The 12,092-nt window shown below is 72.4% G+C and carries 14 protein-coding genes; 8 read left to right on the top strand and 6 right to left on the bottom strand.

The window, feature by feature from the left end:
- Positions 1 to 978, top strand: a 978-nt coding sequence (locus C1I99_RS22495) for a chitinase (protein WP_111136202.1), incomplete at its 5' end; no start/stop codon positions are given.
- Between the two features lie 51 nt (positions 979 to 1,029).
- Here the strand turns inward: C1I99_RS22495 and C1I99_RS22490 are convergent.
- Positions 1,030 to 1,515: a molybdenum cofactor biosysynthesis protein gene (locus C1I99_RS22490; RefSeq protein ID WP_111136201.1), complete on the bottom strand. Its 486-nt coding sequence runs from the start codon at positions 1,513 to 1,515 to the stop codon at positions 1,030 to 1,032.
- Between the two features lie 569 nt (positions 1,516 to 2,084).
- Between C1I99_RS22490 and C1I99_RS22485 the strand changes: the two genes are divergently transcribed.
- The 3 genes from C1I99_RS22485 (at position 2,085) to C1I99_RS22475 (ending at position 4,679) form a co-directional block, all read left to right on the top strand.
- On the top strand, positions 2,085 to 3,101 hold the full coding sequence (locus C1I99_RS22485) for a hypothetical protein (protein WP_146604022.1): 1,017 nt from the start codon (positions 2,085 to 2,087) through the stop codon (positions 3,099 to 3,101).
- Positions 3,102 to 3,394: 293 nt separating this feature from the next.
- Positions 3,395 to 3,979, top strand: coding sequence for a hypothetical protein (locus C1I99_RS22480; protein WP_111136199.1), 585 nt, complete (start codon positions 3,395 to 3,397; stop codon positions 3,977 to 3,979).
- Between the two features lie 25 nt (positions 3,980 to 4,004).
- Entirely contained in the window at positions 4,005 to 4,679 is a 675-nt protein-coding gene (locus C1I99_RS22475) for a TetR/AcrR family transcriptional regulator (protein WP_233512650.1), read from the top strand.
- Positions 4,680 to 4,688: 9 nt separating this feature from the next.
- Here the strand turns inward: C1I99_RS22475 and C1I99_RS22470 are convergent, their stop codons facing one another.
- Positions 4,689 to 5,171 (bottom strand): SRPBCC family protein, encoded by a 483-nt coding sequence (locus tag C1I99_RS22470; protein WP_111136198.1) that lies wholly within the window; start codon positions 5,169 to 5,171, stop codon positions 4,689 to 4,691.
- Positions 5,171 to 5,500 carry an ArsR/SmtB family transcription factor gene (locus C1I99_RS22465; RefSeq protein WP_111136197.1) on the bottom strand — a complete coding sequence of 110 codons (330 nt, stop codon included), beginning with the start codon at positions 5,498 to 5,500 and terminating at the stop codon, positions 5,171 to 5,173. Before C1I99_RS22465 ends, C1I99_RS22470 begins: the two co-directional genes overlap by 1 nt.
- A gap of 236 nt (positions 5,501 to 5,736) precedes the next feature.
- Here C1I99_RS22465 and C1I99_RS22460 point away from each other — a divergent pair, with 236 nt between their 5' ends.
- The 3 genes from C1I99_RS22460 (at position 5,737) to C1I99_RS22450 (ending at position 8,820) form a co-directional block, all read left to right on the top strand.
- Complete coding sequence (locus C1I99_RS22460) at positions 5,737 to 6,222, top strand: hypothetical protein (protein ID WP_111136196.1); 486 nt, start codon at positions 5,737 to 5,739, stop codon at positions 6,220 to 6,222.
- On the top strand, positions 6,219 to 7,394 hold the full coding sequence (locus C1I99_RS22455; RefSeq protein ID WP_111136195.1) for a zinc-dependent alcohol dehydrogenase: 1,176 nt from the start codon (positions 6,219 to 6,221) through the stop codon (positions 7,392 to 7,394). The genes C1I99_RS22460 and C1I99_RS22455 overlap by 4 nt, the downstream gene beginning before the upstream one ends.
- A gap of 301 nt (positions 7,395 to 7,695) precedes the next feature.
- Positions 7,696 to 8,820 (top strand): baeRF2 domain-containing protein, encoded by a 1,125-nt coding sequence (locus tag C1I99_RS22450; protein ID WP_111136194.1) that lies wholly within the window; start codon positions 7,696 to 7,698, stop codon positions 8,818 to 8,820.
- 131 nt (positions 8,821 to 8,951) lie between these two features.
- On the opposite strand, the gene C1I99_RS22445 is transcribed toward C1I99_RS22450, so the two are convergent.
- A complete protein-coding gene (locus C1I99_RS22445) occupies positions 8,952 to 9,224 on the bottom strand; it encodes a hypothetical protein (RefSeq protein ID WP_199562347.1) in 273 nt (90 codons plus the stop codon).
- Positions 9,225 to 9,319: 95 nt separating this feature from the next.
- Entirely contained in the window at positions 9,320 to 9,757 is a 438-nt protein-coding gene (locus tag C1I99_RS22440) for a PPC domain-containing DNA-binding protein (RefSeq protein WP_111136193.1), read from the bottom strand.
- A 427-nt stretch (positions 9,758 to 10,184) separates the two neighbouring features.
- On the opposite strand from C1I99_RS22440, the gene C1I99_RS22435 reads away from it, so the two are divergent.
- Positions 10,185 to 10,646 carry a hypothetical protein gene (locus tag C1I99_RS22435; protein WP_111136192.1) on the top strand — a complete coding sequence of 154 codons (462 nt, stop codon included), beginning with the start codon at positions 10,185 to 10,187 and terminating at the stop codon, positions 10,644 to 10,646.
- A gap of 105 nt (positions 10,647 to 10,751) precedes the next feature.
- Here the strand turns inward: C1I99_RS22435 and C1I99_RS22430 are convergent, their stop codons facing one another.
- Positions 10,752 to 12,080 (bottom strand): phosphoinositide-specific phospholipase C-related protein, encoded by a 1,329-nt coding sequence (locus tag C1I99_RS22430; RefSeq protein WP_146604021.1) that lies wholly within the window; start codon positions 12,078 to 12,080, stop codon positions 10,752 to 10,754.
- Between the last annotated feature and the right edge of the window lie 12 nt (positions 12,081 to 12,092).

Genomic DNA, 12,092 nt, shown 5'->3' with positions numbered 1-12,092 from the left:
ACGTCCACCCCACCCGGCCCGGACACCTGCGCCGGCAAACCGAAACCGACCGGCAAGGTACTCCAGGGCTACTGGGAGAACTGGGACGGCGCGGCGAACGGCGTCCACCCGCCGCTGGGCTGGATCCCGATCACCGACCCACGCATCCCCGCCCACGGCTACAACGTGATCAACGCGGCGTTCCCGGTGATCCGCGCCGACGGCACGGTGCTGTGGGAGGACGGCATGGACGCCACGGTCAAGGTGCCGACCCCCGCCGAGATGTGCCGGGCCAAAGCCGCCGGACTGACCATCCTGATGTCGATCGGCGGCGCCACCGCCGGGATCGATCTCAGCTCGGCAGCGGTCGCCGACCGGTTCGTCGCGACCGTCGTGCCGATCCTCAAGCGGTACAACTTCGACGGCATCGACATCGACATCGAGACCGGGCTCACCGGCAGCGGGAACATTTCCCAACTCTCCACGTCCCAGGCCAACCTGATCCGGATCATCGACGGGGTGCTCGCGCAGATGCCGCCTACCTTCGGCCTCACCATGGCGCCAGAGACCGCGTACGTCACCGGCGGTAGCGTCACCTACGGGTCCATCTGGGGCGCGTACCTGCCGGTCATCAAGCGGTACGTCGACAACGGCCGGCTCTGGTGGCTGAACATGCAGTACTACAACGGCAGCATGTACGGCTGCTCCGGTGACTCCTACCCGGCGGGCACCGTTCGGGGCTTCACCGCCCAGACCGACTGCCTGAACGCCGGCCTGGTCGTCCAGGGCACCACCATCCGCGTGCCGTTCGACAAGCAGGTCCCCGGCCTGCCGGCACAGCCCGGCGCCGGGGGTGGCCACATGGCCCCGGCCACGGTGGCCCAGGCGTGGAACACCTACCGCGGTGGCCTGAAGGGCCTGATGACCTGGTCGCTGAACTGGGACGGGTCGAGGGGCTGGACCTTCGGCGACAACGTCAAGGCTCTCCAGGGCCGCTGAGCCGGCCGGGCGGACGCCGGGTCTCCCCCGCGGAGCCCGGCATCCGCCGCCTCACCTGGCGGCCTGGTCGGTGATCGTCACGCCGACCGGGCCGACGCGCAGGGTGCCGTCGTTCAGCGGCGTGCAGCGGACGCCCCCTCGGCGACGCATCGCCCGCCAGGTGCCGGGACCGACGGCCGCGTCCATCCACGCGCAGGGATTCGCCGGGCGGTTCACTCGCAGGCGGACCGGACCGCCCCCGGAGTCCAGGACGAGCACCGACCCGACCAGCTCGTCGACGGCGACGCCGGTGGTGAGGATGTTGCGCCGGACCTGCACCAGGCCGACGCCGGGCGGCAACGACTCCTGCGCGATCACGGTCACGCTCGCCTCACGGTGCGCCGGCTTGCCGAAGTACCGGTCACCGACGATGCCGAGGCCGGCCCGGATCCGCACCGCCTCGACCAGTTCGCCGGGCGGGGCCGGCGCGGGACCGTCGGCGGGCCGGCCCACGTAGCGGTGCACGGGTGAGGCCAGCAGCTGGACGATGCGCGGCACCAGCCGATTCTACGAAGCGGGCGCTGCCCGCGAGCACACTCGCCGGACGCCCGGCAGGACGCCCCGGGCGGCACCGACGCACCCGGCCCCGTGCCGGGTCGCCCTCCGCCCCGCGGCGCCGCGCGGATGGCCGCCGCAGCCGCTACCCGACGGCGTGCCGTTGAGGTGCCGCCGCGCCGTGCTGTCGGAGACCCTGGCGGGGCGGGCGATGTCCGCCACGGTCGCGTGGGGGTTGGCGGCCCGCGCGGCTCGGACCCGCGTCGCGGCGGACGGTTGGCCGTTGCTCCGGGTCGTCGGCTCGCGGGCCACCGCGGCGCCCCTGCCGGCCACCGGGGCGACCGCAGGACGTGGGGTCGCGCCAGGCTCACCTCCCCGGTAGTCCGGCGTGACGGTAGCGCACCGGTCGGCACGGGTGGAAAGAGTGCCCACGTCTGTTCCGTCCGGCGGCCGTCGGCGCGTTCCTTCGCCACATGTCGACTATTTGTGTGTCGAGCCGTGTCCGGGGCATCACTCCGGGGCACAATCAGGCGTGCTGCCGACAGAGTGAAGCCCCTGCGGAGGTGCGCGTGGTGCGTCGTCACGACCGACTGGCTCGGGCGACGCTGCGTGGCATTTTCCTCATCGGTGGCGTCCTCGGTGCCTGGGGCGTGTACGACGCGATCGCGGGCGACGGCGCCCATGCGGCCGCAGCACCGCGCGCCTGTCTCGTCGACGAGCTGCTCGACGGCATCGGGACGCTCCTCGGCAGTTCCCTGTCCTGCACCCCGCGCCCGGCCTCCGGGCCGGTCGTCGGCGATGGGCCGAGCCGCCTCGACAAGACCGCGCAGACGACACCCGCGCCGAAGCCGCGGGACGACGCGCGGTCCCCGGCGCGTACCGAGCCCGGGCCGGTGGTCCGGGTGCTCGGCCCGCGACCGACCACGGTGCCGACACCGGCACGCCGAGTGGCCGGCACCTCGGCCGCCGCGGACGTGGGAGACGTCGTGGCGGCGATCAGGCCGGTGACCCGCGAGGTCGTGGATCTGGCGTCGCCGGTCCCGGCGGTCTCGGCAGAGGCAGAGCTGCTCGAACCGGTCGGCGCGGTTGTCCGCCCGGCGGCCCAGCCGGTCGCGGTCGTCCTGGCTCCCGTCCTGGACCCGGTGCTCGACCTGGCCCGGCCGATCCTCGGTCCCCCCGCGGCCCCCCGGATTCCGCCCGGCGGTCCGACCCTCGTCGCAGCGACGCCAGCCGGACCGGGGACGGCGGCCACCGGGTCCGCCACGGGCACCCGCGTCGCGTCGGCGCCGCCGGTCGTCACGACCCCGATCGCCCCGCCAGCCTGGGATCCGGCAGCCGGCGGCGAACCGGCGGCGGGCAGCGCCGCACCGATCGTCCCGTGGAACGCCGAGCGAGGCTCCGGCCACGGCCCGATGCCCGGCGGTCCCGGCTGCACGGCCGGCAACAGCCAGACGGGCGGTGGAACCGGCGCCACCGACGACGCCTGGCTATCCGCCCGGGCGCCGGAACTTCTTCGCCGGGGCTGGTACGGAGTTCGTGCCGGCAAGCTCGCGGACCGGTGCCGGCAACCGGAGACCAGACCGGCCTGACCCGCGTCCCGGAACCGGGAAGCGGAACCGCTCCGGGCGGCTGATATGCCCCCGCGTCGCCGCTGGCGCCGCCGCGAGCAGCCGGCTGGCGTGCCGTCCGCACCACCACCCGACTGCCCGGTCGTGGGTAGCCCCGTCCGACGGCTCGCCCGACTCGTCCACCGTCGGCTCTCGCCACGAATCGGCTCGCCGGAACCTGCCGCCCGGGACACAGCGGGCAGGCCCGACCGGGCTGAACAATCACCGCCCTTCCGCCAGACACCGTCTGCCACCAGCACATTAAGGAGATCATCGTGAAACGGCTGCTGCCGGTCGCCCGTGCCCGATGGGGCGACATCACCGACATCGTCAACCTCGTCGCCGACACCCTCGTCACCAGCACCACCGGCGCATGGCTGGTGCCCAACGAGCACCGTCGCCGGGACGTGCTCAAGGCCGTCACCCGGATCTGGACCGAGCACGCGCTGCTCTTCGGGGAGGCATACCTGTTGGAGGACCACTCCGCCGCCGCCGTCTGGTTCCACCGCTACGGGCCGGTCCCGCCACCGACCGGGTACGGCGAGAGACTCGCCGTCGCCTGCGGCGAGCACCTCGACCGGTTCCTCTGCCTGGATGCTGTCCTGCGCACCCACCGCCCGGCCGGCCCGCACAACCACCTGGCGTTCTTCGCGGTCGCACCGGCCGCGCGACGCATCAGTCGCGCCGCCGCGCTGCTCACCAGCAGCAGTGCCTGGATGGACCGGGCTCTGCTGCCCGCGTACGCCGAGGCGACCACCGTCGCCGACCGCGACCTCTACGCCCGGCACGGCTACGTCGCCCACCCGCCCTTCGCGCTTCCCGACGGCACCACCACCTACCCCATGTGGCGCAGCCGCTGACCAGGCAGGAAGGACGGTGACATCGGTGCCAGCCACGACAGAGCCGCTGCGGCGGCTGCCGGTACAGGGCAGGAGTGCCGCGCGGGTCCAGCGGATCGTGGACACCTGCGGGGTGCTCATCGACGAGATCGGCTACGACCGGCTGTCGGCAACGATGATCGCGCACCGTGCCGGGGTCACCATCGGCTCGCTCCACCAGTTCTTTCCGGACAAGCGGGCCGTCGCGCAGGCACTGGCGCTGCGTGCTGTGGACGCCTACGCCCGGCAGCTCCAGGACCGGTTCGCCCGGGACGGCCTGACGCATTGGTGGGACGGCGTCGGCGCCGGCATCGACGAGTACATCGTCCTATACCGCGCGGTGCCCGGGATCCGGATCGTGCACCGGGACGATGTGGTGGTGGGGGCGCGTGCGCCCGACGCCGACCCCGGCGACGGCGACGCCATCGCCGCCCAGCTCACCCGGGCGCTGACCGCACGGTTCGCCGTCGCCGATCCCGGTCGCCTGCACGTCGCCCTGGATGTCGCGGTCGCGGTGTGCGCCGCGCTGGTCAGGTTCGCGTTCCGCCGGCAGCCTGGCGGCGACGAGCGGGTGCTGACCGAGGCGAAGGAGTTCGTCCAGGCGTGTCTGCGCCACCACCTGAGCCTCGCGGAGAGCGCGGCGGCGGCCCCGTCGGCGCGGAACGAGGGCCGCCGCCGGTGACCGGAACGGTCAGGCCGCGCCCGCGACGGCCTTGGCGAACCGTTCGAGAATGCCGGCCCAGCCGCCGTCACCGCTGACCGCGTCGTGCATGGCCTGGCCGCGGACGAGCCGATCGAGCAGGCGGTGCTCCAGTTCGACCACGGACCGCTCGGGTCCCGCCGCGGTGAACCGAACCTCGATCTCACTGGCGTTCGCTGGGTCCGGGTCGTACTGCCACTCGCCGGTGATCTGCCAGGTCAGGACGAGCCGGTGCGGGGGTTCCCAGGCGAGCACCCGACCCCAGTCGCACTCGCTTCCGTCGGTGCCGCGTTCGTACCACCGGCCACCCTCGCGCGGCTCCAGCACCGCCTCGGCGACCTCGATCCGCCCGATGTGGTAGCCGGCCGGCCACCAACTGTCGAAGGACTCGGTGAAGACGCGGAAGGCCCGGTCGACGGGGGCATCAACGGTGATCGAACGACGGATGGCGGGAATCGCGGCTGCGGGGTTCATCATTTCTCCTCTTCGACGTCGACGGAGGCCGCCTCGGCGGCCTTCTGGAAGCTGGTGAGCACGTCGTCCCAGAGCCGGTCCAGGTACGCCCGCATCGCGACCAGCCCGTCCGGGTTGAGCTGATAGATGCGCCGCGTGCCGGCGGCCTGGTCGACGACCAGGCCGCCGTCCTTGAGCACCCGCAGGTGCTGGGACACGGCCGGCCGGCTGACGGGCAGCGCGCGGGCCAGCTCACCCACAGTGCGCGGACGCCGAGCCAGCAGCTCGACGATCGCGCGGCGGGTGGGGTCACCGAGCAGTCCGAGCGCATCGGTTCCGTAAGCCTCCACGAACGGTAAGTTTAGACTTACCGTTAACCTCCGGGCAAGGCCGTCGGTGACGAGAGCTGATACTCCGCGTCACGCCGTCCCGGCCAGCAGTCTGCTGTCCACACGTCCGCCTCGGCCTGTGCAGTACGGAATCGCGCCCGCGGGTAGCACCGGATGTGAAAGGCTCTGCCCGATGCCGGTGCTGTCCCCCGAGGTGCCGTCCCATCACGCAGTCGACGAGTCGACGTGGGGGCGATATGAGGGGGCTCATCAAGGCGGCGGCCGTGGCGGTGGTGGGCATGGCCGTCCGCCGCCTCGTCTCCCCCGGCGGGGGTGACGGGCGCTGGCAGCGGGGTCCGCTGGTGCGCCGCCACCCCCGGTGGCACGTGGTGACGGTGAACCGGTCGACGGACGATGTGGTACGGGGCAAGCGACTTCCGGAGCCACTGGCCGGGCTGGGTGAAGCTGTGGAGATCCGGTTCCGTCGCGCCGCCGGCGATCGGGGCATCGAGCTCGCGGTCCGGCTGCGTGACGGCGACCGCTCCGCGGTGATCGCCGGGATCGAACGGCTCTCGGGCCGGGACCCGGATCAGGCGATCCGGGCCGCGCTGCGCGAGGCGAAGCAGCTGCTCGAGACCGGGGAAGTGCTGCACCCCGACTACCCGCCGACGACCGAGTCGACGGCGGTGAACCGGCCTCTGCAGCTCGCGACGCGGCAGGGCCGCCGGGAGGGACGACTGTGAAGGCACTGGTGTGGCAGGGCGTCAACGAGGTTGCCGTGAGCCGGGTGCCCGACCCGCAGATGCGCAACGAGCAGGATGCCATCGTCCGGGTACGCAAGACCGTGACCTGCGGCTCGGACCTGCACCTGCTCGGCGGGTACATCCCGTTCATGCAACGCGGGGACGTCCTGGGCCACGAGTTCCTCGGCGAGGTGGTCGAGGTCGGCCCGCAGGTACGCAGGCACAAGGTGGGCGACCGGGTGGTGGTGTGCTCGTTCATCTCCTGCGGCCGATGCTGGTACTGCCAGCAGGAACTGTTCTCCCTGTGCGACAACGGCAACACCAACCCGGCGATCACGGAGAGCGCGTGGGGCTTCGCGTCCGGCGGCTGCTACGGCTACTCGCACGCCCTCGGTGGCTTCGCCGGCAGCCACGCCGAGTACATCCGGGTGCCCTACGCCGACCAGGGGGCGTTCACCGTCCCGGACGGGGTGAGCGACGAGCGAGCCCTGTTCGCCTCGGATGCCGCACCGACCGGCTGGATGGGAGCGGACCTGGGCGGCGTGAAACCCGGTGACGTGGTCGCGGTGTGGGGCGCGGGCGCGGTGGGTCAGATGGCCGCCCGCGCGGCGACCCTGCTCGGCGCCGAGAGAGTCATCGTGATCGACCGCCTCGACAACCGGCTGCGGATGGCGCAGACCCACCTGGGCGTGGAGACCCTCAACTACCAGACGCAGGACGTCGGCGGCGAACTGTTGGAACGCAGCGGCGGGCGGGGCCCCGACGTGTGCATCGAAGCCGTCGGGATGGAGTCGCACAGCAGCGGCCCACAGTTCTGGTACGACCAGATCAAACAGCAATTGCGCCTCGAATCGGACCGTCCGATCGCCGCCCGGGCGGCGATCTACCACTGCCGCAAGGGCGGAAGCGTGTTCCTGCTCGGCGTGTACGCCGGGCTGGTGGACAAGTTTCCCCTCGGGGCGCTGATGAACAAGGGCCTCACCCTCCGCGGCGCCCAACAGCATGGACACCGCTACATCCCGATGCTGCTCGAACGGATGGCCCGCGGTGAACTCGTCACCGAGCACCTCGCGACCCACACCATGTCGCTCGATGAGGCGCCACGCGGCTACGACATGTTCAAGAACAAGCACGACGGCTGCGTACGCGCTGTCTTCGAGCCCGCCGCGTGAACATTGACGGCGCGGGCCAGGGGTGATCCATCGGGCCCCGGGGATCAGGTGACGGCCGGGCGGCGATGGCCCGAAGGGGCGGTCAGTGATCGTCGTCGGTGGCCCGGCAGCGAGAGCCGGGCCCGGTGTGTGGGCCGCCGGGGCGGGGGTACCGCAAAGGGTGACGGTCGGCTCGGGGGTGAAGACGAGTTGATCGAACCTGGTACGCGGCGGCCGACGCCCACGCCGCCCGGACCTGCGTCACCGAGCGCTCACTCCATGCAGCGGCAGGGGTGGGCGCCGACCGAGGAGAGATGTTGTGATGGACCTGCACTTCCTGCGCCCGCTCTACGACCGGCCCGGCCCCTGGACGTCGGTCTACCTGGACGCCACCCGCGCCGGCGCCAGCGCCGGGCACGAGGTCGACCTGCGCTGGCGCGCGTTGCGGGAACGGCTGGCCGGCCAGGGCGCCGACCTCGCCACACTGGACGCCATCGAGGACGCCGTGCGCGGTCATCCCTATCAGCCCGGCCACTACGGGTTGGCGGTGTTCGCCCACGACGGCACGGTGGCCCTGGTGGAGCCGCTGCCCGCCCCTCCCCCCGCCGACGTGGCTCATCATGGGCCACTGCCGCACGCCATGCCGCTGGTCGCCCAGCGCGGCGAGGACGTTCCGTACGTCCGGGTGCTCGCCGACCGCACGGGTGCCGACCTGACCGGCGTGGTGGCGCACGACATTCCCCGGCAACGCACCGTCACCGGAAGGGAGAGCTTTCCCCTGCACAGGGTGCAGGCCGGCGGCTGGTCGCACCGCCACTACCAGCAGGCCGCCGAGGAGTCCTGGAGCCGCAACGCCGGTGACGTGGCCGCCGCGGCGGCCGACCTGGCCGAGTCCGTCGGCGCCGAGGTGATCGTGGTGGGCGGAGACATCCGCGCCACGCAGCTCTTCGTCGAACGGCTGCCGGATCGCTGGCGGGACCGGACGGTGCGCACCGATGCCGCCGCACGGCACCCCGGGGCGGACCAGGCCGGGCTCGACGAGGTGACCGTTCGGGCCGTCGCGGAGGCGGCGGATCGTCACGCCCGCGACGTCATTGACCGGTACCGCGCCCAGCGCGGCGACGGCTCGGCGCCCACCGGCCTTGCCGACGTGGTCGCCGGTTTGCGGCGTGGTCAGCTCGACACCGTCCTGCTGGTCGACGACGTGTCGTCGACGGACACCCTCTGGATCAGCCCGGACGACCCGGACCTGGTCGCCACGGACGAGCGGGCGCTACGGGAGTCCGGCGTCGCGGACCCACAGGAGGTACGCGCCGACGCGGCGCTGCTGCGGGCGATCGCCCGGACCGGCGCCCGGCTCGTCCTCGTCGGTCCGGACGAGGTGCCATTGACGCGCGGCATCGGCGCCGTCCCGCGCTACGCCGACGCCGGCACCGTCCGCTCCTGACCCAGCAATGTCCGGGATGTCCAAAGCCAACCGGGGTCACCGCCGGCCCGATGGATGCCGCGGCGGGATGGCGGACGTATGTCAGCACGGCGCGTCCGCCGCCGGTCAGTAGCGGTCCTTGAGGACCGCCTTCATCTGGGTGATTTCCTCCTCCTGCGACCTGACGATCTGCTCGCGAGGCGCACGATCTCCGGGTCGGTGATGTGGGACTCCTGGCACACCAGGATGGCGCGGGAGTGGTGCGGGATCATCGACTTGAGGAACGCCTCGTTGCCGACGAAGGCGTCGGTCCGGCCCGCCGCGAACGCTCCGACGAACAGGGCGGCGAACGCGACGTACAGTGCGAGGTTCATCCGCCTGTCGGGGAACATGCCATGCATGACGATCAACATGATCAGGCCCATCGGCGCGACCATGACCCCGCTCAACTCCTGAGGTCACCGGGACGTCGCGCGGTCCCGGCACGGGCGTCCGTACGACACCTGGATCTCCGGACCGCTCAGCCCGCTCCGGAGATCAATGCCAGACCCGTCTGCGGGTCCACCCGCTTGGCCAGTTCCGGCGCCACCTCCGAGACGATCACCTCCAGCGTCGGCCAGACCACCCCGCGCAGCAGATGCCCGCCGACGGTGCTGCCGTCGGCCCGGCCCAGCACCGCGTGCACGTGCAGGGCCGGCTCGCCGTCCCGCGCGGCCACGTCCCCGAGCAGGGAGAGCACCTCGACCTGCTCGGCCACCGGGATGCGGCGGTAGTCGCCGGCGTAACGGTCGAACCACCCGACCTCGGCGTCGGCGAACCCGCCCACAGCGGTCACCCGCCCGGCGCGCAGCCCCTGCTCGCCCAGGGCCGCCCCAATCGCGGCGACCGCCTCCTCCCCCTTGTCGCAGACCACCACCAACACCCGCCCCGTCTGGTGGTGCACCTCCCGCAGCCGCACTGTCGATCTCCCCTCACGTCACCGACCCGGATCCTCGCCGCGTGTCACCGCCTCGTCCTGCAATCCTGCCCGAGCCGGCCACCCGGGCGATCCCGTTCCGGGCGATACGCCCTCCCAGCCGCAGCGCCGGCACTGCTCGTCGTCATCCCTCTCGACGTGCCCGCGACACGCGCGCTGCGGTCCGCGTCCGCGTCGTTCCGGTCGGCCGCCGTCCCGTGCTGACCTACGCTGCGCCCCTGGACCGGCGCCACACGCACCACGGCGGCCGGTAGTTGACGCCCATCCGGCTGCTCGGCGGGACCGGGCCGACGCGGCGGGAAGCCCGACCCGAGCAGGTGCCATCGCCGATACGCTGGCGGCCGAGCCCGCGCCGGTGGTCGCCGTCCCCGGGAGCGGGCCCCACGGTGCAGCAGCCCAGGGAGGAACGATGGCAGCCAGACATCCCGCGCTCGCCCGGCTCGACGCGCTCGTCGGCCGATGGACGGTGCAGCCCAAGGTCGAGGGGGTCGGCGCGGCGTGGACCGAGTTCGTCTGGCAGGACGGCGGCCAGTTCCTGCGCCAGGTCTCCGACGTGGACTCGGTGCCGTCCTCGACGCCGCAGGCATGGCGGGAGAACGCCCCGTTCCCCACCACCGCAATCATCGGGCTGGACGACGCGAGCGAGGAGCTGACCGTGCTGTACGCCGACGCCCGCGGCGTGCACCGGGTGTACCGGATGACGTACGCCGACGGCGTGTGGCGGCAGTGGCGGGACGCGCCCGAGTTCAGCCAGCGGTTCCTCGGCACGTTCAGCGCCGACGGCGACAGCATCACCGGGCGGTGGGAGATGTCGAGGGACAACGTGACCTGGCACCTCGACTTCGAGCTGAGCTACGCCCGGCAGCGTTGAGCCGCCCGGGGCCGGAAGTGGAACCAGGCCAGCAACGACCTGCTGGTGCGGCGCACCGGCCGGAGCCAGTGACCGCACCCCTGGGCGACAGCGGAAGCCGGTTGGTCACCAGTAGGTGTTGAGCTCGCGGATCAGTTCCCAGGTCGCCCCACCCTCCGGCTTCTGGTAGAAGTCCACCGCGACGTAGTTGGGCTTGCGCCGCGCCGACGGGCCACAGATGTCTCGCACCCGGTCCCGAAGCTTCGCCCCGTTGTCGGCACTGGCCGCCCACTCGGTGGGGATGTCGCGGTAATGATTCATCACGTGCAACCGCCGGAATCCTGGTTCCTCCTTCGGCAGCGGGACCTCGTCCCACCGGCTGTAGCAGTCCAGCGCGCCGCCGCCACTGCCCAGAGACCAGTAGTTCTCGGCCGTCCAGTCCCGGTCGTACATCACGCCGAAGCCCTCGCGCCCTGGTCGCTGCGAGAAGATGAGCAGCCGCCGGTCGCTCGACACCAGTTCGGACAGGCGCGGCCAACCGTGGTTGCGCACGCCGGACCGGTCCGGGTAGAAGAGCAGGGCCGGCAGGCCGGGCACCCGCTCGACAGCCACGCGCAGCTCGTCGACGCTCGTGTAGTCCTCAAGGAAGATGGTGACGACCGCGTCCCGGTTGCCGTTGAGATAGCCCACCACGTCCCGCAGTCCGTCGCTCAGCGTCCGCTCGTTGCCCCAGCACCCGCCGTGGCACATCCGCACCTCGCCGCGGTACACGTGCGCGTCCAGTTGCAGGCCCCGGATGCCGTGGCTGAGCTGGTCGCGCAGCCGGTACGACTGGTTCGGGAAACGCCCCCAGAACCCCTCGTCGCTGTTGGCCATCGCGTTGTGCGCGACCAGGAAGCTGAGCTGGTCCAGGCGGGGATCGGCGGGCATCGGCCGGCGCGGCACCGCCACGTCCGTGAGGTACCACTGGGCGCCCGCTCCATCGTTGGCGCTCACCACCAGTTCCCGCCCGTTCGTCGGCACCTCGTTCCACACGTGCAGGTGGAGGTCCCCGGCCGGGTTCGTGATCCGGTACCGCTCGCCGCCCAGCGCCTGGAAGTCCCAGCTGGTCATTCCGTCGCCGCAGCGGCGGAGAAGGACCCGGGCCAGCTCGCCGTCGCGCTCCCGTCCCAGGCAGAACGCCGGATCGGTGACGGCTTCGATCTGGTAGCGGGTGCCGGCCGGCCGCAGCCGCCATCGCTGGGCACCGGAGCCGTTGTACGTCCACTCCTGGATCTTGCGGCCGTCCCGCATCTCGCCGCCGTCGACGTCGGCCACCCGCCCGTTCGGCACGCTCTGCATCGTCAGTGGCCCAACGGTGTGCGGTGTATCCGACGCCGAGGCCACCCCGGACACCGCGATCAGCCCGGCGGCACCGAGCACCCCCACCAGCAGACCAGCCAGGGCCCTGCGCATGCGCCCTCCCAC

Origin of the sequence: Micromonospora deserti (genome assembly GCF_003236335.1) — a bacterium.
GTDB classification, from domain to species: Bacteria; Actinomycetota; Actinomycetes; order Mycobacteriales; family Micromonosporaceae; genus Micromonospora; species Micromonospora deserti.
The sequence above is the reverse complement of the archived record's forward strand: the minus strand, read 5'-3'. Positions and strand labels throughout refer to the sequence as shown.

Excerpts from the sequence above, each read along its gene's own strand:
- C1I99_RS22470 (WP_111136198.1), bottom strand. The coding sequence starts at position 5,171 with ATGAACCCCGCAGCCGCGATTCCCGCCATCCGTCGTTCGATCACCGTT.
- C1I99_RS22460 (WP_111136196.1), top strand. The coding sequence starts at position 5,737 with ATGAGGGGGCTCATCAAGGCGGCGGCCGTGGCGGTGGTGGGCATGGCC.
- C1I99_RS22450 (WP_111136194.1), top strand. The coding sequence starts at position 7,696 with ATGGACCTGCACTTCCTGCGCCCGCTCTACGACCGGCCCGGCCCCTGG.
- C1I99_RS22445 (WP_199562347.1), bottom strand. The coding sequence starts at position 9,224 with ATGGGCCTGATCATGTTGATCGTCATGCATGGCATGTTCCCCGACAGG.
- C1I99_RS22435 (WP_111136192.1), top strand. The coding sequence starts at position 10,185 with ATGGCAGCCAGACATCCCGCGCTCGCCCGGCTCGACGCGCTCGTCGGC.
- C1I99_RS22430 (WP_146604021.1), bottom strand. The coding sequence starts at position 12,080 with ATGCGCAGGGCCCTGGCTGGTCTGCTGGTGGGGGTGCTCGGTGCCGCC.